The organism is Blastopirellula sp. SH421 (assembly GCF_057808535.1).
Genome location: NZ_CM173712.1, coordinates 5,491,764 through 5,513,275 on the forward strand (window position 1 = coordinate 5,491,764; position 21,512 = coordinate 5,513,275).

10 protein-coding genes are annotated in these 21,512 nt (G+C 55.5%); 3 read left to right on the forward strand and 7 right to left on the reverse strand.

Annotated features, from left to right (window positions below):
* Window position 1: 1 nt before the first annotated feature.
* From SH421x_RS22175 to SH421x_RS22185, 3 genes are all read right to left on the reverse strand, one after another.
* Window positions 2–1,444, reverse strand: coding sequence for an efflux RND transporter periplasmic adaptor subunit (locus SH421x_RS22175; protein ID WP_488852202.1), 1,443 nt, complete (start codon window positions 1,442–1,444; stop codon window positions 2–4).
* Between the two features lies 1 nt (window position 1,445).
* On the reverse strand, window positions 1,446–2,132 hold the full coding sequence (locus tag SH421x_RS22180) for a CerR family C-terminal domain-containing protein (RefSeq protein WP_488852203.1): 687 nt from the start codon (window positions 2,130–2,132) through the stop codon (window positions 1,446–1,448).
* Window positions 2,133–2,304: 172 nt separating this feature from the next.
* Entirely contained in the window at window positions 2,305–3,591 is a 1,287-nt protein-coding gene (locus SH421x_RS22185) for a PQQ-binding-like beta-propeller repeat protein (protein WP_488852204.1), read from the reverse strand.
* Window positions 3,592–3,852: 261 nt separating this feature from the next.
* On the opposite strand from SH421x_RS22185, the gene SH421x_RS22190 reads away from it, so the two are divergent.
* Window positions 3,853–7,395, forward strand: coding sequence for a PVC-type heme-binding CxxCH protein (locus tag SH421x_RS22190; protein WP_488852205.1), 3,543 nt, complete (start codon window positions 3,853–3,855; stop codon window positions 7,393–7,395).
* A gap of 188 nt (window positions 7,396–7,583) precedes the next feature.
* Window positions 7,584–8,399 carry a transglutaminase-like domain-containing protein gene (locus tag SH421x_RS22195; RefSeq protein WP_488852206.1) on the forward strand — a complete coding sequence of 272 codons (816 nt, stop codon included), beginning with the start codon at window positions 7,584–7,586 and terminating at the stop codon, window positions 8,397–8,399.
* Between the two features lie 5 nt (window positions 8,400–8,404).
* Here SH421x_RS22195 and SH421x_RS22200 read toward each other — a convergent pair whose 3' ends face one another.
* Window positions 8,405–10,057, reverse strand: coding sequence for an alpha/beta hydrolase (locus SH421x_RS22200; RefSeq protein ID WP_488852207.1), 1,653 nt, complete (start codon window positions 10,055–10,057; stop codon window positions 8,405–8,407).
* Window positions 10,058–10,374: 317 nt separating this feature from the next.
* On the opposite strand from SH421x_RS22200, the gene SH421x_RS22205 reads away from it, so the two are divergent.
* Entirely contained in the window at window positions 10,375–18,591 is an 8,217-nt protein-coding gene (locus SH421x_RS22205; protein WP_488852208.1) for a tetratricopeptide repeat protein, read from the forward strand.
* Between the two features lie 54 nt (window positions 18,592–18,645).
* Here SH421x_RS22205 and SH421x_RS22210 read toward each other — a convergent pair whose 3' ends face one another.
* The 3 genes from SH421x_RS22210 to SH421x_RS22220 are packed head-to-tail and all read right to left on the reverse strand — an operon-like array spanning window position 18,646 to window position 20,964.
* Window positions 18,646–19,809, reverse strand: coding sequence for a hypothetical protein (locus SH421x_RS22210; protein ID WP_488852209.1), 1,164 nt, complete (start codon window positions 19,807–19,809; stop codon window positions 18,646–18,648).
* Window positions 19,796–20,308 carry an anti-sigma factor family protein gene (locus tag SH421x_RS22215; protein WP_488852210.1) on the reverse strand — a complete coding sequence of 171 codons (513 nt, stop codon included), beginning with the start codon at window positions 20,306–20,308 and terminating at the stop codon, window positions 19,796–19,798. Before SH421x_RS22215 ends, SH421x_RS22210 begins: the two co-directional genes overlap by 14 nt.
* An 11-nt stretch (window positions 20,309–20,319) precedes the next feature.
* Complete coding sequence (locus tag SH421x_RS22220; RefSeq protein ID WP_488852211.1) at window positions 20,320–20,964, reverse strand: RNA polymerase sigma factor; 645 nt, start codon at window positions 20,962–20,964, stop codon at window positions 20,320–20,322.
* Window positions 20,965–21,512: the final 548 nt, after the last annotated feature.

Genomic DNA, 21,512 nt, shown 5'->3' on the forward strand with positions numbered 1-21,512 from the left:
CTTAGCCTTCCACTTTCACGGGGAGACCGACACGGGGATAGCCCATCGGAGTAATTACGATCTGGTCATCAGCGCGAAGATCGACATTGTCGCCGTTGATTAGCGCGTAGTCGTCCTGAATGACCAACACTTCGACATGCTCAATCTCTAACTTGCCGTCACGCACCAACCACAATACAAAGCGCGGACGCGATTCATCCATGTGGGTACGCGTCTTGGCGACTTGGCCGGCAGTCATTGATTCTTGCAACGCTTTGGCCGAATAAAGCGACAACGCCGATTCCGGAACGCGCCAAATCGGCATTTCGGGTTGAACTTGCACTTTGACATCAACAAACATCCCACGTAACAAAGCAGAGGGCCCACGCGTCTTGATCAGTTGACCATCCATCTTGACCTGATCAGGATTGGCGACGCGAATCAAAACCGGCGCCGTTCGCGTTCGTTCGTCGAGACCTAAACCATCAAATCGTGAGAGCACGCCGTCCCATTGATAGCGCCGTCCGGCCAACTCATACGAGACGTCGACCGGGACTTGCGGCAAGCGATAATCTTCGCTGCCACGCGTTGCGAGCGGATCAACCGTTTTGCCTAATTGCTTGCGCCACAGCCAAGCGAGTTCGTCCATTCGTAGGCTGCAGCGAACCTCCGCGGCGCTGGTATCTTCGATCTTAAAGAGGTTCGTGCCGACTTGGACGTAGGAGTCTTGTTCTACCTCGTCACTGATGATCACGCCATTTACCGGCGAAACCACTTTCGTGTGCTCAAAGTCAAGTTTCGCCTGCTCTAGGCGTGCCTGAGCCAACTCTTTGGCGCGCTCCAGGCCTTGCTTACGCAACGCAATGCTGCGGATCTGATTCTCAAGCTGCAGCAATTGATTTTGCGCGGTAATCAAAGCTTGCTGTTCGCTTTCGTACTGCGAAGGAGTAGTCGCATTGCGGGCCAACAGGGATTCCATGCGGGCCAACTGCTTCTTCTGCAGTTCGAGATTTTGTTTCGACAAGACGATCAGCTCTTGCGTGTTTTCGACATCGACATCTGTCTCACGAATCGCGACATCGGCTTGGTCAACTTCTTTCGAAAGACGTTCGACTTCCAACGCGTACTTGCGCGGATCGATTTCCAATAGCGGCTGCCCCTTGGAGACGTAGGAGCCTGCACGCAACTTATCATCACGAAAAGTGATGCGGCCGGCGATTTCGGAAGAGAGGTTGATCTCGCGATAGGGAACGACAACACCGTCGACATGAAACGTCAATCCGTCCTCGTTCCGGACGATAGGCGCCGTCGAGACCATCAACACCGGGCGTTCGACCTCCTGCTTTTCCGGAGGTTTACGCATCTGGAAAATCACAAAAATGATCGCCGCCGATGCGCCGAGGATCGCCAGCGGAGTCACGACTCGCGTTAAAATGCTTAGTGGCGAAGAGGACTTATCACTCATCTCAATGGTTTCCCTTTACGCTATCTGCCGTCGAATCGGGCGCCAAAGCCTGACTCTCAAACGGAGCGTCCCACCCGCCATGTTGTAGCGCGGCGAGGACAAATCGGTAGATGTATTCCGCCAAATCTTCTGTGCCAAAATGTTCGTCCAACATCGTTGGTGGAATCAACATCTGCAGCACCGGTTGGTTGAACCGGTAAAACAGACATTGGCCTATCATGCTGAATGCTAGTTGATGCAATCGAAACTCTGGGACCCGGGGACCGACGATCTCTTGCATGATCGAAATCAGCAGTTTGTGATGAGGTCGAAAAAACTCCTCCACCAACTCTTTCACCACTCCGGTCGGCTGAGAGAACTCACGCATCATCAACCGATGGCACGCGTTGCTGTCGGTATTCGAACGCATTCGTAGCAACGAAACTCGGATAAAGTCGCGCAAGCGAGTCTCGGGGCTTTCGTCTTTGTCCCAACTCGGCATCGGATAGGCTTCATGCGTGGCGATATGCGCTTGCTTGAAGACCGCCGAATAGAGCTTCTTCTTGTCTCCAAAGTAGTAATTTACGGCCGCCAGGTTCACGCCTGCTTTGGCGCAAATGTCCCGGATCGTCGCCGCTCGAAAACCCTTTTCAGAGAACTCTTCGAGCGCCGCAGCTAGGATCTTGCTGGCTGGATCATCATTTCCCACCGACTGGCTCCGCTAATGGTATCCTTACTAATTAAAACAAGCGTATGAAACAATTGTTTCAGCAAAAAGGGCAACTGGGTAAAATTTTCCGATTTTCGCCACCAAGAACGAAAAAAAGGCCCGGTTGAACGGGCCTTTTCATGAGCACACTGACAGTCATATCAATTTGACATCAGTTCTGAGTCAAATCGTAGACCATCAACTTGTCTTGCTCTCGTAGGTACAACTTGCCCCCCGCTACCACGGGGTGGGCCCAGCTTTCCCGCTCCTGGTACTCGGGCATGAACTTCCCTTTCAGGACATACGCTTTGGGGGTCGCTTCAACCAAAGCCAACTCACCCGATTGATAGCGGAAGATAAAGTTACCATCGGCGTACAAAACCGCCGCCGACCCTTTGCCTTCGCCGCGAATGTCTCCTCCCCACTGCACTTCGCCGGTCTTCATCTGGATACAAATGGGGAAACCCTCGTTATGCTTGGTGCCGGCATAGATGTAATCCCCCAATTTGACCATGCCGCCATGATGATTCTGGAAGACCTTCGGTTCAAGGAAGTAAACCTCTTCGGCTTTGACACCTGCTCCATCCTTGGACAGTTTCACCAGACCGGCGCCGGTTTGATAGCCAGAAGAAGCGAAGACATAATCGCCATCCACAATCGGAGTCGGAATCACCGCGACGTCATTGGCGACTTCATTGTAGTTGTAGAGGAACTTGCCATCTTTGGCCCGGACGCCAACCAAACCTCGGCCGGTCATCTGGACGTACTGCTTTACGCCGGCGCCGTTTCCGATGACGATCGACGAGTAGCCGGCCTCTCCCTTCCCTTTGCTCCCCAGTTGGGCATTCTTGGTCGCCCAGACTTCTTTGCCTGTCTTTTTGTTAAGCGCGAGCAGCAGCGCCTGATCCGAACCCGGCGTACAGATCAAGAGATTGCCATCCACCAGCGGCGATTCGGCAAATCCCCAACTAGGACGCTTGGCCCCGTATTCCTTCTCAAAGCTACGCGTCCAGAGAATTTTGCCGTTTCTGCGATCCAAGCAAGCGACCGTGCCGTCCGACAACACTACATACAAGACATTGCCATCAATCGTCGGCGTTGATCGCGAGCCGCCGTACCCATGCTCTGGGATTGATTCGGTGACCGGCGTTTTCCAGGCAATCTGATTGGTCGTCAAATCAACCGCCACGACTCCCTGCGATTTGTCAAAGTTTCCGGTCGTGTACAGCATGTCATCCACGATCGAGACACTCGCGAAACCACCGCCGAGACCTTCCACCATTGCAAGCAATTTTGGCTGCTGGGCGTCCCAATCTTTCAACAAGCCGGTCGAAGTCGCTTTTCCTTCACGCTGAGGACCGCGCCACTGCAACCAGTTGGCGTCTTCTGGTTTGGCCGCAATTGCGGACGAACCAAGGATCGCCACGGCGGCGAGTGCGAAAATGTGTACAGATTTCATGCAAGATCTCCCAGCAGACAGAAGGGGGGAATGCGAAACGGAAGGGAACAGCCAAGATTACGTCGAAAAAATCCCGGGCGATGTGAGTCTAAGCGGCAAGTAAGCCGATGGCAAGCTTGGCTAACCGAGCCTCTTGTGGTTAAAAAACTTCCCTCATTGTAGATTTTTCACGATTGCATCTCACTCCGGCCCCCTTAACAATCGAACAAAGCCCTGTCAGATTCCCTCCCCCTCGTCCGGTCGGCCGTCATGCATTTTCCTTTGCGACGTTTATTACTGCTCCTGCTAATCGCATTTGTCCCTTCGCAACTGTTGGCGGACGAACCTTTTCTACCTCGTCGGCAAGCGACTATTCCTGGTCCTGCGCTCTCGCCGTCCGAGGCCGCCGCCAAGATGACGGTTCCACCGGGCTTCAGCGTCGAAGTCGTGGCGGCCGAACCAGACTTGGTAAATCCGGTCGCAATGACTTTTGACGATCAAGGACGCATCTGGGTCACTGAGTCACTTGAGTATCCGCGGCATGCGCCGGGGCCAGGTCGCGATCGGATCAAAGTGCTGGAAGATACCGACCACGATGGCCGCATCGACAAGACGACGATCTTTGCCGACGGGCTAAACATCCCGTCGGGAATTGCAGTCGGCTACGGCGGAGTCTGGGTCGCCAACGCGCCCGACTTGCTGTTCTTGGAAGATACCGACGGCGATTTGAAAGCGGACAAACAGCGCGTCGTTGTCACCGGCTTTGGGCGTTCTGACACGCACGAGCTTCCCAACTCACTGACCTGGGGCCCTGATGGCGCCCTCTATGGACTCAACGGCGTGTTCAATCCGTCGCACATCACGCAGCACGGAAAAACGTTCGACTTCACCTGCGCGATGTTTCGGATTGATCCGCGTACCGAAGAGTTTTCACTCTTTTGCGAAGGAACCAGCAATCCGTGGGGCATCGCATTTGACCCCGAGGGGAGCGCCTTTATCAGCGCCTGCGTGATCGATCATCTCTGGCATCTCACAGAGACCGGCTATTACCATCGCCAAGGGGGACCCTATCCGCCGCACACATGGAAGCTTGAATCGATCGTGCAGCACAAGCATCAAATGGCCGCCTATTGCGGCCTCGAATACTTGGACAGCGACGCCTATCCCGCCGCCTATCGCGATCGCTTGTACATGGGCAACATCCACGGCAATTGCATCAACGTCGACGAAGTAACCCGCGCCGGCTCAACCTATTTCGGCAAGCCTCATCCTGACTTCGTCACTGCAAACGATGTTTGGCACATGCCGGTCGATCAGAAGCTGGGCCCCGACGGTTGTCTCTATGTGCTGGATTGGTACGACCGGTTTCATTGTTATCAAGATGCGATGGCGCACCCGGCCGAGGTCGATCGGCTGAAGGGTCGACTCTATCGCATTCGATATGAAGCGACTCCCCGCGCTTCGCCGTTCAACCTGGCCAATGAGAGCGATTCACAACTGGTCGAACGGCTTCATAGCAGCAATCGCTTCTATCGCGACCGAGCTCAACGTCTGTTAAGCGAACGCAGTGATCCCGCGACAATGGCCCAATTGGCCAAGCTGGCCATCACCCTAACCGCGCCGCGCAAAACTCGCCTGCATGCGGTTTGGGCGATCGCCGGCAGCCAACAGCCGTCGGAAGAATTGGTGACCTCATTGCTGGCGGACGCCGATCCCACGTTTCGCGCCTGGGGCGTCCGCATCGCCGGCAATCAAAAAAAGATCTCACCAGAACTCACGCAAAAGATCGTCTCGATGACCGAGGACAGCAGCCCCGATGTGTTGCTGCAAGTAGCGATCGCTGCCGGTAAGATCGATCAAGTACCGACCATTCCGACACTTGCCGCCGTGTTGGCCAGCGCCGGCGATGACAAGCTGATCCCACAAATCGTCTGGCAAAATCTGCACCCCCGGCTTGAGACAGAAAGTGGACAACTGTTCGCACTGCTCGAGAATCCCAAGTTTGCCAGCAATCCGAACGTCGCAGCGCTATTGCCGCGCATTATCGATCGAATTCTGGCCGCTGCAAATGTCGAAACAGATAGCATCGTCCAACTTGTAAAATTGGTGGCCCAGACGCCGGCGCTGCGACCTGCGCTCAACAGTTCGCTGGAGACGCTCGCTGCTCGAGTTCAATCTGGCGAAATCTCTGACGAACGGCTGAGCAAACTGCGATCGCAGCTTGAAGCGGTGATTCATCCGATTTTGACCAGCGGCCCGAAGAATACTGCGTATTTTGACGCCGCATTGCTGGCCGTGACCTGGAAGAACGCTGACGCTCAGGCTGCGGTTCGCTCGGTCTATCAAGACCAAGCGGCGCCGGCGGCAAAACGTTCGGCTGCTTTGGCGGCGCTGGTTGCTTTTGGTGACGATCAGATTGTAGCAGTGGTGGGAGAATTGCTTGTCCATCCGCAGGGATCGTCCCAGCAACTGCTAGCGGATTCGATCGCTGCCCTTGGCAAACTTGACCACCCCCAGGTCGCGACGATGCTGCTGTTGAATTACCGGCAACTTGCAGCGGATCTTCAGCCCAAAGTGATCGAACTTCTAACACAACGGGCTACTTGGAGCAAACAACTGCTGGAAACAGTCGCTGGCGGCGGCATCTCAAAAGACTCACTCAACGTCAACCAAATCCGCAAGCTACAAGAGAGCCCCGACAACGAAATAGTCGCCTCCGCGATCAAGCTTTGGGGACAAGTTCGAACCGAGCGCAATCCTGAGCGAGAACTGGTGATCGCTGACATGCGGAGTCTCGTCCGTGGTCGCGATGGAGACCCTCATGCCGGCGCCGCCGCTTTTCAAAAGCTGTGCGGACAGTGCCACAAGATTTACGGTCAAGGTCAGGAGGTAGGTCCTGATATCACGACCAATGGTCGCGGCTCGTTCGAGCAACTGCTCTCTAGCGTCTTCGATCCCAGCCTGGTAATTGGTCCCGACTACCAAGGTCGGATGGTGCTAACCGCCGATGGTCGCACGCTGACTGGATTAATGGTCGAAGACAATGACCAACGCGTCGTGCTCAAACTGCAAGGAGGCAAGCTCGAAACAATTCCGCGTGATGATGTCGACGCGATCCGCATCAGCAAGCTGTCATTGATGCCGGAAGGAGTCGAGAAGCAACTGAGCAAACAAGAGCTGATCGACCTATTCGCCTACCTCTCGCTGACGCGGCCGCCCGGCGATCCTCAAGCCGAATATATCCCCGGCGCCGAGCTTATCGATGTCGATCGTCTGCATCTGCCGGCGTCACTGGTCAACCAATTGGCCCGCGCCGATCTGACTAGCAACATGACGGAGCTCGGCCAAGGGGCTCGCGGCGCCGCGACAGATCTGGTCTATCTTCCTGAGAAAAACGAGTTTCTAAAAAGTTCACAGTGGCACGAAGTAGGAGTCGCCGGCGGCGCTGATCTCGGCATCGTCTCCGCAGCGGAACCAGTTTACTATCAGGCCGAGTGGAAGTCGCCAATTACGATCAATTTGATCACCCTCTCTGGCGTCTATCCCAATCAGCCGCAGCCGCAAACTGGCTGGAAGATCGAAGTTCGCAGCGGCGATCAGTGGCGTTTGCTCGATCGCGGGGTCGGCGGTTGGTACAACCATGGTCGCTACGTCTGGGGCGCCCCCGGCTCGGTAGAAACCACGATCGATGGTTTTCGAGTCAGTCTCTACAGCCCAGACGAAAAATCGCCGCTGCGCAGCGTTCACTTTCGCGGCGAACCAGGCGTATCATGGTTTGTGGGCTCGGCGCCAGGTGATGTAAGGATTGTGAAAGAAGACCAATGAGCTTAAAGATTTTTGCCCCTGATTTTGCGAGCATTTTGTTCCAATCACAGAACCTGACCAGAATTCCCACGAAACTCCAGCTCGCAGCGGTACAATGCATCGTGAGGCGATCCTTTGTGCGTTGACGGGTCGATTTGTTGGTGCAAATCGCGAGCCAATCGCACTGCATCAACAACTGACTGCAACCCATGCTGATTCAAGCTGGCTTCGAGATCGCTTTTGAATCGCCGCAACCCGCGCCGATGCTTTTGATGCTTTACCTGCATCCATCACGAGAGCTTACAACGCGGCAGCCTGATCGTTTGGTGGTGACCCCTCGTCTGCCGATCTCCGAGTACTACGATCTCTACGGCAATCGTTGCGGTCGCTTGGTAGCGCCTGCCGGACGTATCGTGTTGCGCAATCAGGTGCTCGTCGAAGATTGCGGTTTGCCTGATCTTCAGGCGCCGCAAGCGATGCAAGCCCAAGTGCAAGACTTGCCCTCGGATGTGCTGGTCTATCTGTTGGCCAGTCGCTACTGCGAGGTTGACAGTGAGCTGAAAGACCTCGCGTGGTCACTCTTTGGAAAAACCACGCCCGGCTGGGCACGCGTGCAGGCAATTTGCGATTATGTGCACAACCATATTCGTTTTGATTACACGCAGGCTCGCGCGACTCGCACCGCGCTGGAAGCGTATCGCGAACGAGTCGGCGTGTGCCGTGACTTCATGCACTTGGCCGTCACTTTTTGCCGGAACTGCAACATTCCGGCGCGCTACTGCACTGGTTATTTGGGAGACATCGGCGTGCCGCCCAACGCGGCGCCAATGGACTTTAGCGCCTGGTTCGAAGTTTTTCTGGGTGGACAGTGGTACGCGTTTGACGCGCGAAACAATAAGCCGCGGATTGGTCGCGTGCTGATGGCTCGCGGCCGCGATGCCGCCGATGTCGCGCTGACCACGACCTTTGGCCAGAACGAACTGAAGTCCTTTCGCGTCTGGACCACCGACGTTACCGGAACCTGATTCGCCTACCGCGGAACGGTTCCACCAGCATTTGCGACTCCGCGGCCGGTTGGCTCAAACACCCAGTACATCCCTTCAACTCCCGAAGTTGAACGGAGCCATTGCCGCTGCGAAGCAGGAGCCGGCTGATGCAGCAGCGTGAAGATATCGCAGATGATCGAGTCGTTATCGCCGTAGTAAGCGTGTCCGATCAGGCTGGTGTCAATCGCCGAAACGTCAATCGTTTCCACACCCGGTACGATGACAACTTCTGGGCGAATATCGCCGGCGCGGGGGTATCCGTTCACATTTTTGGACGCCAATAGCGCTAGATCATTCGCCGAAGCGTACAGTGTCACTTGCTTCGAGGCCCGCACAATCTGCGGAGCGATTTCTTTACGAAAAACATCGGCGTCAACATCCGGCGCTGCAAGCACCACTTGATTAAACAGTTTCGTTTCGTCCTTCATCTCCGCGGCAATCTGCTCTAGGGCGGTCCCCATCGCGCGATTCCCCATGCTGTGAGCGATCAGATTGATCGACTCGGCGTCGCTTTGTCGAGCGACCTTTAGCAAGAACTCTTTCAGATGCGAAACGGTCCAGAGCGAATTATCGCGATCGGTCGTATAACCAAACAGGTCCGCCTGCGACGGCCAGCTAAAAAACATCGGCACGCCGGTGAACTTCAAATCGTATGACATCTGGGCGGTCCGCCGCGCAGCGTCTTCAAACGAGACATTGAATCCATGGACGAAAATCAAAACTTCATGTCTCGGCGACTGCGCAACTTTCTCCCGCAGATCTGCAAAGAACGCTTCTTCCTCCTTCGAGAGGACATCCAACAACATGACATGCTTTTCAGGACGCTCGACCAGCTCTAACCGCAAGACCGAGGGGCCTTCTAACTGGCCAACCTCATGAACTTCAGGAATGCTGATCCGGCAAGCGCCAAACTGCAAATCTCCTCGCCCTCCGGCAAACATGGCGCTGCCGCTGGCCGCTGCGCGCAACTCTTTTTGATAATCGAGCCCCGCATCGCGAGCGAGAAACAACCCCAGACAAACCCCAACAACTGCTAGCACGCCGCCGACGCGGGCCATCTGGTATTTCCACAGCACCCCAAACAGCACCAGTCCCCCCAGCGACAACAAGATCGCCGGATAAAAATGCCCCAGCATACCGCTGGAACCGACTAGATCGCGGTCGGTGCCGTAGAGAACTTCCACCACTTCGTAGCCCGGCGTCTCGTCTGGAATGCTCTCAGGCACCATCATCGGCGCCGACATCATCCGCTGGGGAGCGATCGCTTCATCCGGCATAGTCGTCTCGGGAGCACGCGCCGCCAAGTTCTCAGGCGCCTGCATCATCCTCGCGCGCGGCGCTGGCTCTGCCGACGATCGCATCATGCTAGGCGCAGCGGTCTCGGGCGTTGGACTCATTTCTGCCGGTGATTCATCCAGCGCAGTGATCCGCTTGCGCGGCACTTCGACCTCGGCCGGCTGAAGAATGGGCGGAGGACCAGCCTGCGAAGCGTCTGCCGGCATCGTTTGCGAATATTCGGGAGCTTGCGCCGTCTGGTTCATCTCAGGCGCCGAATCCGAAAGGTTCATCGTCGTTAGTCCCAGCGCTAACAACCCCAAACCAGTTCCGCCGATTGCTACGATCGTTCGTCCATTCATCCTGCAAAGCTCCTTCTTCACTTCCTCGCTTGACGTATCTTTGAAAAAGAGACGTTGGGGCGAGGATCATAGATGCTTCCCCCTCTGCTTGCCAGATGAGTTGAGGAGATTCACCGGTCCGCTTGTAAAGCCAAATCGTGTTGATACTTAGCACGCAAATCGATTCTCGGTTCTGCAGTACGAATTGCTGGGATAAATTGACAAATTCGACTACGATCGAAAAACCGCCGCCCCCCCATGCTCGTCTAGGTTGGCGGAACCACCACTGCTCCTACATCCACCGATGCGCCCGATCGCCGAGCGCCAGGAATCTCATCATGCAACGCTGGACTTTTCTCCCCGCTGTTTGGGTGCTGCTTTTCTCCCCGGCAATTTTGTTCGCCCAAGAGAACGGAGACGATAAGAAACCCGCTAGCGAAGCTCCCGCAGCAGAAACTGGGCCGACTGGGCAATCGAGCCTACTTTCGGTCCCGAAAGCGGTTCGCGAAGCGATGCAAAATCGCGACTACGATCGCGCGATCGCCGCCATCGATCAAGCAATCCATGACGAGCAGGGAGACCCGGCTTATCTGACTTACCTAAAGGGCCGAGCCCACTTCTTCGCCAAGCGGTACAAAGAATCGATCGCGGTGCTGACGGAGTTGACGAAGCGATTTCCTGAGAGCGATTGGACGCGAAAGGCCCGCTTTGCGATCGGCGTCGCATATGCGCGAGCCGGCGATTATCGCGCTGCCGAACTCGCCTACCAAGCCGAAGCCGAATACCTGCTCTCGAACCAGCGGAAAGAAGAGATCGCCGCGATCTACCTAGAGTTTGCCGACGCCTTCTTCGCTCCCCAGGCAAACGACAAGCAGCCCGACTATCAACGGGCGCTGGCTTTCTATCAAAAAGCGGCCGAGATCGGTCCGCTGCGCGAAACCAATACGCGGATCCAATTGCAAATCGCGCGTTGTTACAAACAGCTAAATAATCCCGGTCAAGCAATCCAACTGTATCAAGTATTTATCAAAGCCAATGAAGATGATGTATTGCTTTTGCCGGCACGCTATGAGTTGGGCGAAGCGTTTCTGCAGTCGGGCAACCGGATCGAAGCGCGGCGAACCTGGGAGGATCTGCTCTCGTTGCATGGTTCGGCCAAATCAGAGCTGATTCCGCTGGCCGCCTTCCGACTGTCTGAAACCTATGGTATCCCCAACCCCGGCGACAAAGATGACCTGGAGCTAGGAGTCGCGAGCCTCAAGAAGTTTTTGACCAGCTATCCCGAGCATGAAAAAGTGGCGACCGCCCAGTTGCGTATCGTGCAGAGCTATCTGCATCAAGGCCGAACAGACGATGCACTTGCCGCGGTCGACAACTTCCTGAAACAGGAAAACCTAACGAAAACCGACGAATACGCATCAGCCCTCTATCTAAAAGGGCTCGCGCTGGCTCGGCAAAAGAAGTTTGAGGACGCGATCGTCGCCTGGCGCACCTATCTGCAACAGTATCCCACCCACGGATACTGGAGCGAAGCTCAACGTCAAATCATCAATGCTGAGTACGCCAAAGGACTTGATGCCCTCACGCGTAAGGATTACGACGCCGCACGCGCCGCTTGGGGCGAATTTTTGGTGAAGTACCCAATCGACGATCGTAATCGGTCGATCCAAAACAGTTTCGCCGAGATTCTGTTCGCCCAGGAAAAGTATGAAGAAGCGATCTCCGCCTGGCGGCAGGTCGTCTCAAAGTACCCACAAACCGAAGAGGCTTCGATCGCCCAATATCGCATCGCCCAAACGCTAGCCGGTAAACTAAATCGTCTGGCCGATGCGATGGACGAGTACAAAAAGCTGACCTGGGGATCTCAGGCCGGCTTAGCACAGCAGCAAATCGCTCTTCTCTCTAATAAGTCTCTCGCGATCAGCACGGTGCGCGTCTATCGTAGCAACGAAACTCCCCGCATTGGTTTGAAGACCCGCAATCTAGAGTCGGTCAATGTGCAGATTTATAAAGTCGATCTGGAGACCTATTTTCGTAAGATGCACTTGGCGACCGGCGTTGAGTCTTTGGATATCGCGCTGATCGACCCTGATTCGCAGTTCGAGCATAAGATAGCCGACTACGAAAAATACCGATTATTCTCAGGGCAGGTCGATGTCCCCCTTCCCAGCGAAAACAAGGTCCAAGCCGGCGTGATGGCGATCACCGTCAGCGGCAAAACCCAGGAATCGACCACGCTGGTGCTGCAAAGCGATCTCGACATGATTGTGAAAAGCTCGCGGGACGAAGTTTTCATTTTCACGCAGAACATGCGAACGGGTAAACCGTGGCCCGGCGTCAAGTTGCTCCTGTCCAACGGCAGCGAAGTATTCGCCGAAGTCGAAACCGGCGCTGACGGCGTCTACCAAGCCGACCGCAAAGAACTGCGTGATCCAGCCGACCTGCGCGTCTTCGCGATCACGGATGGCCATATTGCGTCAAGTGTTGTCAATCTCAACGGGCTAGGCGTCTCACAAGGGATCACTCGCGCCGGCTATCTCTATACCGATCGCCCTGCTTATCGCCCCGGCCAGTTGGTTCACATAAAGGGGATTATTCGCGATGCCGTGAATGACATTTACGTTGTACCGACCGAGCGAGACTACAAGCTAGAAGTCTATGACGGCCGCAACCGGCTAGTTATGGAAGAAGAGGTCAAGTTGAACGACTATGGATCATTCCATGCGCATTTACTATTGCCGGCAGCCTCCGCGGTCGGCGACTACCGGATGGTCGTCTCGCATGAGAAGCTTCAATACGAAGGCTCGTTCGTTGTCCACGAATATCAACTACCATCCGTCTTTTTGACGGTTGAGACCGATCGCAACGTCTACTACCGCGGTGAAAAAATCTCCGGCACGATCAAAGCAGCCTACTATTACGGCGCCCCGGTCGCAGGCGCAGAGATCTCCTATTCGCTCAACGGCGATCGAACGCTGACCGGCACGACCGACGATAAGGGGGAAGTGAAGTTCGAGTTTGAAACTCGCGACTTCCGCCAATCCCAAACAGTGAGCCTAGCGGTACAACTTCCGGCCCATTCGACCGCAACGCAGCAGAACTTCTTCCTATCTGCGCAAGGCTTTACGATCGTCGCCAACACGGTTCGTCCGGTTTATTTGGTGGGCGAAACGTTTGAAGTCGATGCGACCGTCAAGGACGCTGAAGGAAAACCGATCGCCCAAGACTTGACCCTGAAGGTCCTCCAACTGATTGACGCCCAAGGGACCGACGAAAAACAAGAAAAGCTGCTCGAAGAGTTTGCCGTCAAGAGTGACGACAAGACCGGCGTCATCCGCAAAACGCTGCAATTGGCTGCTGGGGGCGATTATCGCGTTCGCCTGGAAGGCGTCGACCGCTTCGACAATGTCGTGTCGGGTGAAGTCGCCGTAAAAATATCAGGCGACGAAGATACAACCCGGCTCCGCATCTTGGCCGATCATCACACCTTGAAAGCAGGCGAAACAGCAAACGTTAAAGTCCATTGGCGCGAAAAGCCGGCATTGGCGCTGTTGACGCTGGAAGGCGCCAAAATCTTGGAATACCGTCTGATCCCCTTGAAGCACGGCGACAACGAGCTGGCGATCGCCGTTTCGTCCAAGCTGGCGCCCAATTTCCAAATGTCGCTGGCCGTCATGGTCGATCCGAACGAGGAGCAACAAGCTGACGAAGCTCCGCTCCGTTTCCACACGGCGTCCAGTCCTTTCCAGGTCGAACGGGACCTGCAAATTGCATTGAAGATCGCGGGCGAAGGTCACAAGCCCGGCGACAAAGTGAAAGTCGAGATCACCACGTCCAACGCCGCTGGACAACCCGTTCCGGCGGAGCTGAGTCTCGCGTTGGTCGAGAAGGCGCTCTACGAACGTTTTCCCGAGCGTATCTCGGCGATTCAGCAATTTTTTCGCGGCGCATCACGCACCTTTGCGATGCGAACTTCGTCGACGATCGAGTTCTGCTACCACCCGCAAACCAGTTCGATTGATCACCTGCTGCTGGCCGAAGAAGAACGCCTAGAAACGCTGGCCCGCGAAGCGGAATCTTTGTCCGAACTAAGTGATCGTGATTTTGACGGCATCGCGAGGAACAGAATGGAATTAGGGATCCCTGCGGAAGAATCTGCGGCAGGGATGGGAGGATACTTTGGAGCCGGCGGCGGAGGAGGTTTTGGCGGTGGCGGCTTTGGCGGTAGCGGCGGCTTCGGCCTTGCTCCTAACGCAGGTTACAGCGCCAACGAGCCGATGATGGACCTAGCTCGCCCCGCACTCAAAGATCGTCAGCTTCAACAATCTGGCAATCAAGCCAACCTGGCAGCACGACGCCAAAGTGGCGAAAAGAAGCAGGCCGAACACTATTTCTACGACGCGACGCCCCTCCTGCACGGAGGAGATGCCCAGCAACAAATCGAGTTCACGAATCCTCAAGCTTGGGCCGATCTGAGCTCCCAGCGAGAGGTCCAAATGCTGGGGGTCGACGGCCGCTATTCCAATCTCAATTTTTCGACGGAGTTAGGCAAAAGCTGGAATAGCAACGTCGCTGGAGAACGTTTGAAAAAAGCGATCGCCAATGGTGAAAGAATTTTGGTCGGGATACCGGACCAAGAGACCGGATTTTGGGATCCGGCGGTCCTGACTGACAAACAAGGCCAAGCGACTGTCGAGGTGACGCTGCCAGAACGCTCTACCGCTTGGCTGCTGAAATCTCGAGGCGTGACGATAGATACGCTTGCCGGCGAAGCGGAAACCGAATTAGCGGTCAGTAAATCGCTGTTCGGTGAACTAAAGACGGCGGCCGCTTTTGTTGACGGCGACTTGGCCCAGATTCCGGTCATCGTGCACAACGATCTGCTCGACAAGGGCGAAATCACTGTTACCTTAAAAACCAAAATCGGCGCGAAAACGCAGACCGAAACCAAGACGCTGAATGTCACGAAGAAGGGTATTGTCGAACTCGCGTTCCCGATTCAATTCGCACTGCCGATCGCTGGCAAGACAGATGCCGAGCCCGGCGCCAAAATCGAATTCTTGCTACAAGTCTCAGCCGCCGAAACAGTCGATCAACAGCTGGCGATCGTGCCGCTGCTGCCGGCCGGGATGCCGGTCTATGCAATCGCTTCGGGCACGTCCGCCAGCAGTACATCGGCCTTCGTCCAGCGTCCGCAAAAGATGCCCTGGACCAGCCCGCGGATGCAGATTGTGATCGGTCCGACGGTTCAACAAACGCTGCTTGACGTGCTCTACGCCAATCCAACGTTGCGTCAACTCGACAGTCAACGCTATGCCTCTGGCATGGACACCAGCACCAGTGATTTGCTGGCTGCTGTTGCGCTGCAGCAATTGATGAGCAAAGGGCGCGACGCGGCCAATCCCCAAATGCAATCACTGGATCAAACGATCCGCCGACAACTGCGAGCCATCGTCGCCGCCCAAAAAGAGGACGGCGCCTGGAACTGGGGAGGCCCATCCGGCGCAAGTAACGCGTATACCTCGTCCCGCGCGATGTGGAGCCTAGCCCTAGCTCGCACGGCCGGATATCGCGTCGATAACGGGGTGTTTGATCGCGGGGTTCACTATCTAAAAAATCAACTGACGCAATTGGAAGTGGGCGATTACGAAAGCCGCACCATCCTGTTGCATGCGTTGACAGTCGCCGGCAACGAAGATTTCCCGTTGGCCAATCAACTGTACCGCAATCGCAACTCGCTCTCGACGGCAGGGCTCTCCTATCTGGCCCTGACTTTCGCCGACATGAATCGCAAAGAGACCGCCAGTGAGATCCTGGCGTTGGCGAAGCAAAAGCTGAGCGGCGGCGACGTGACTCCGCTGTCGTGGAACGCGGCCGAAGTGGAGACCCGCGGTCTCTATGCGTTGTGCTTGTACAAGCTTTCGCCGCAGCAAGAAGATTTGCGGAAAGAAGTCGAATGGTTGATGCAACATCGCAGCGGTTCACGCTGGGCGCCAGAGAAAGCAGTCGGCCCCATCATGTTAGGGATCTGCGGTTATAACACCACCAAGCAATTGGCCGCGGAGGCCTATGAGTTGACGGTGATCGTCAACGAGAAGCCGTTGCAAACGTTGAAGTTTGACGCCAATTCAACAACGCAAACTTTGGAAGTTCCGGTCGAGTCCTTGACCAACAACGAGAAAGAAACAATTCGATTCGAGCTCAACGGCCGTGGTGAATTTTCCTACGAGTGCGTATTGGCCGGTTTCGTCGCGGCCGACAAGCTAGAGAGCACGGTCAACGATTGGACGGTTCGCCGCTACTATACGCCGGCCCCATTGGAATTTGACGGACGACCGATCCCGAGTGGGTTCGGCTTGCTGAGCGGCAGCTATTCCAGCTTCCGCAACAGCATGACGCAACTTCCCACCGCCAAAAAAGGACATGTCACCCTCGAAATGTGGCGCAGCGGCGTGCAAAACAACTCACGCGATCAGCAATTGCCGTATTTGATCGCGTTTGAACCGCTGCCATCAGGCGTCCGCGTCGACGAAAAAACGGTGACCGGTCAGTTTGAGCGATTTGAAATCCAGCCCGGCGGCATCCTGTTTTATCTCGGCGGCAATCGCGGTTTAGGATCGATTAACTTTGATATTATCGGTTCCATCCCCGGCGACTACCAAGGCCTTCCAACCGTGCTGCGCGACGCCTATCACCTCGACAACATGGCGATCGCCAAGTCGCAATCGTTGAAGGTCTTGCCGCTGGGCAGCGCGAGTGCAGACAAGTACCGCCTGACGCCGCTCGAATTGTACGAGTTGGGCCGCTTGAAGTTTGAACAGCATGATTTCGCTGGAGCTCAGCAAAATTTGACCGAGCTCTTTAGCAACTGGAATCTGCAAACCAATTACTTCCAGCAGACGATTCGCATGCTGCTCGACATCAGTCTTGAGCAAGGCAATTCGGCCGAAGCAGTCCGCTATTTCGAGATCGTGATTGAGAAATATCCAGAACTCGAGATTCCTTTCGCCAAGCTGATGAAGATCGCCAAAGCGTATCACGAAATCGGCGAGTACGAACGAAGTTATCTGGTGTATCGCGCCACGGTCGAAGCCAGCTTTATGGTCGAAAGCCAGGTCGCAGGCTTCCTACAAGATCAGCAAGAGTTTCTCCGCAGCGTGGAAGTGATGACCACGCTCTTACAAAACTCGCCGCCAGAGCCGTACGTGGCGACAGCCGACTACGCGTTGGCGCAGCAAGTTTTCGCCAAAGCGCCAGACGCCGCTCAAGATCCGCAGCTGCGCGAGAAGCAGATCAACCGCGTGACGCTCGTCCGGCGTTCCTTGGGGATGCTAGAGAACTTCCTCACGGCTCATCCCGAAGATCCCTCGGCCGACCAAGCCGCCTTTTCGCTGGCGACTGGATTGATTGAACTGGACGCCTACCAACAGGCAATTACCGTCTGCGGAGACTATACTCGCCGTTACCCAGACAGCAACTTCCTCAGCAGCTATTGGTACATCACCGGCTTCTGCCACTTTGCCCTCGGCGAGCATGAGAAAGCGCTGCAAATGTGTGATCAGGTCGCCCAGTACAAGCGCCCGGCGACCCTTTCTGGTAGCCGCCAACTTGCCGAAGAAAACAAGTGGCGCGCCGTCTATATCATGGGACAGATTCATCACGCACTGGGTCAGGCCGCCGCCGCGATCACCGACTATGAGAAAGTGAAGGATCGTTTTATCGATGCCGCCCAGTCGATTGACTACTTCCTGCATAAACAAATTGCGATGGATGACGTGACTACTTTCACGCCGGGGGAAGCGGTCAACGTGAAGCTGCAGTTCCGCAATATCGCGGCGTGCGACGTCAACGTTTATCGCATCGATCTGATGAAATTCGGGCTGTTGCGGCGGAACCTACAAGAGATCACCGCGATCAATTTAGCCGGAATCCGCCCCTATCACGAGGAACAAATTGAGCTGGGAGACGGCAAAGATTACCGGGATCGGACCAAAGAGCTGAAGCTGCCGCTCAAGGAAGAGGGCGCCTACTTGGTGGTCTGCCGCGGCGATAACCTACATGCCAGCGGGCTCGTGCTGATCTCGCCTCTTAAAGTCGAAGTTCAGGAAGAAGTCGAGTCAGGCCGTGTCCGTGCGACGATTCGCAACGTCAAAACCGACGCCTACGTCGCCGATGTTCACGTTAAAGTGATCGGCTCGGCCAACAACGAGTTCACCTCTGGCGATACCGACCTGCGCGGGGTTTTTGTCGCTGACGGCATCCAAGGCCGCTCGACAATTTTGGCGGAAGCCGCAGCTGGAGAGTACGCGTTCTACCGCGGTGAAAAATCGCTCGGCAATGCACCAGAGCCTGCGGACAAACCGCAATCGCCAAATGCTCCGACTCCGCAAGGCTACGGCGGCCAACAAGGAGGCAACACCAAAGCGAAGCTTAACGACGAACTGCTCCGCGGGATTCGCGCCGGTAACGGCATGATCCAAGAAGAGCAACGCAAGAACTTGGACAACTACTATCGAAATGATGTCAAAGAGGGAATCCAGAACTTCAAGTTCTAAAGAGGTCTAGCGCGCCGCCCAGTCGTGGGCGGCGCCAACAGTTGCAGGAGTCCGTTAGGTAGATTCTTCGGTCGTTTTCGGCTCTAACGGCGGCTTCATCGGCAGCGGCGGGCGATCCTCTTCGTCCCGCTTGCGATCGCGAGGATCACCGCCCCGTTCGTCTAGACCACGACTACCGGGGCCGCCTGGTCCATTCCAGTCTCCGCGCCGACCAGGACCGGGGCCTTCGCCGCGTGGCCCATCTCCGTGCGGCCCTTTCTCGAAACCAGCAGGTCCATCTCCGCGACCGAATCGATCTGGGGGACGCGGTCCTCCGGACGAGCGACCAAAGAAGTTGAACATCAGGTGACGTGAATATTCTTCTTTCAGATCCCGTTCAAATGCTTCTTTCGGTAGCGAGGCCAAATGGCTGCGCCGTTCGGCCGGCAATTGCTCGAAGTACTTCCGCACATCCTCTTCGCTGGCGTTTTCTAACATTTGAGAATGGAACGCTTTAAAAATTAACTGTCGCAACAGTTCTCGCTGTCCATCGATCGGCAGCTTCTCGAGCATTTGCCGCGTTTGTGGAGTCAGATCGGCCGCGAGTCGTTGAATGTCTTGGGGACCGGGAAGTGGAGCTTCAATGTTCCGTTCGAAGTTCATTTTCACCCACACCCAGAAAAGCCGCTGTTCGAGCGGCAATTCCTCAAGACGCTGGCGCTGGCGCGAATCCTCACTGAACTGCGCATCCATGTACTTTTCAATCGGCTGTCGATTCTTTTGCATAAAGTCGACCAGCCAGGCCCAAATCTTGGGCATGTCTTGTTCACTGGCGCCGCGCAACGCGTCGCGCATCATCCCAAACCGACGCCGCCGCGACTCTTCTTCCAATTCAGACTTGATCGTAGCGACTCGCCTTTCAATCGGCAGTTTTTCAATTTCGGCCCGTTTAACCGGATCGAGCGTTTTCAGCCATTCGTAATACCGATTCATCACTTCACGCAGCTCTTGGCCATCGTCGCGCGTTTCCAGCGCCGTATGAATCTCTTGACAATGTTCGCGTCCTTCCTTCGAAAGCCGCTCCCAACGCTGTTGGCTCGACAGCAGCTCTTCCTTTTCGGCCTGCGACATCTGCTCGATCCGCGCCCGGCGCTCGGCCAAGTCGTCATCTCCCAGGGCAACTGCGGCGATCATCAGCAGCAAACAGATTGGCAGCGTAAATCGCTTAAACGCCATCATTCACCTCCGAGACAAACAGCCCTTCTTTTCGTAGCTGCTCCAAAAACTCGACCTCATCCACCTTCTGGTAGCGATCCATATTTTCGATCAACGGCATTTCGGTCAGGAGCTTTTCATTTTCGCGGCTCGCCGATTGACTAATCCACACAAAACCTAACACTGCCGCGGCCATCGCCGTCGCGGCGGTAATCGCCAAGATTCGCCAGGAACGTGACTTCTGTCGCACTTGAATCGTTTCGAGCTCTTGCGAAGCGGCGACTGAGATCATTTCGACGGTCGTCTGCACAAACGAATCGCTCGCTTCGATCCGCGGCAGCGAGTCGAGCATATCCCAAGCTCGTTCCAGCCGTTGCAAGCGCAGACGATAGTCGTAATCGTCGGCCAGACGGGCCTCGACGACGATTCGCTCGTCTTCCGAAAGTTCGCCGTCCAGATAGGCGACAAGCTGCTGCTCGGCGTCTTCTACGGGAACCAGATTGTTGTCTTGCGGCATGTTCATAGGACTGGCGCTCACTCGGCTGGCGGTCTGGAGCCTTGCTCCAGGTAAGGTTCGAGGGCTATTTTCAAGTTGGCTCGAGCCCGGGAGAGCAAAGATTTGATCGCTTCGACCGACATCCCCATCGTAGTGGCGATATCGGCGTAACTCATTTCCTCAAACTTCGATAGGAGGACCGCCATCCGTTGGCGATCGTTGAGGCTCTCCATTGCCAATCGGACCACTTCCCCCATTTCGGCCCGATCGATCACGCGCGTCGGCATCTGGCCGCTGGCCGCTTTGGCTAAGCGTTCCAACGGATTGGAAGTCCCCATTTCGGGATCGCCGCTGCCGTCAACTTGGATCTCTTTGCGGCGAGCCATGCTGCGGCGAGCATTACTGGCCACGTTATTAGCAATCGTGTAAAGCCAGGTCGAAAACTTAGAGCCTGGCTTGTACGACTTTCGTGCACGGTACACGCGTAGGAAAACCTCTTGCGCCAAGTCTTCTGCCTGATCTCGGCGACCCATCAAATGATGCATGAGATTGATCAACCGATTTTGGTAGCGCAGCATCAGCTCTTCAAAAGCTGCCGCACTGTCATCGCGCACCTCAAGCATGAGCCGGACGTCCGGATCTTGCAATTCGTAGCGTTTGGCGGTCGACTCCGAGATCGACAAGCGGCGCTCCTGGCCTGTTCGGCGGTTATTTCGCTGGCGGTTTCGAGAAGATAGCGCCGCTTGGGTCAATCCAGGGACGCCAGCGGGACCAATTTGCTTCTCGCCTATTGTAACCCCAGGCTCTAGAAAAAGTTTCCTCGCCTAAAGAATTATTTGCTTGATGCCCGATTTTGGCACGCCTATTGCAACTATGTTATTTGTCCTAGGGATGAGAAGAAGCTAACTTGATTGGGTCGGAACAGAGAAGAGGACCACGATTAAGGGGCCGGCGTTGTGAAGAGGCGATCCGGTCCATAAAGCGAAAAACATTGCTGTTTAACGCTTTATGGCTTTCTTTGGGACATGAAAGAGGCAAACGGAAATGACTTAACGGTGGTTTCCGCTTTCAACAAAACTAGGCGAGCTGGTCGATGAGGCCAGCTCGCCTGTTTTATTTTGCGTGCATCAAAATCATACACTGCTCGATTGTGCAACACTTCGACCTATCCCAATTACGCTTCATAAGCCGCTCTTCTGGGCGGAATGCTCTCTGGATTCTCATCTTTTCT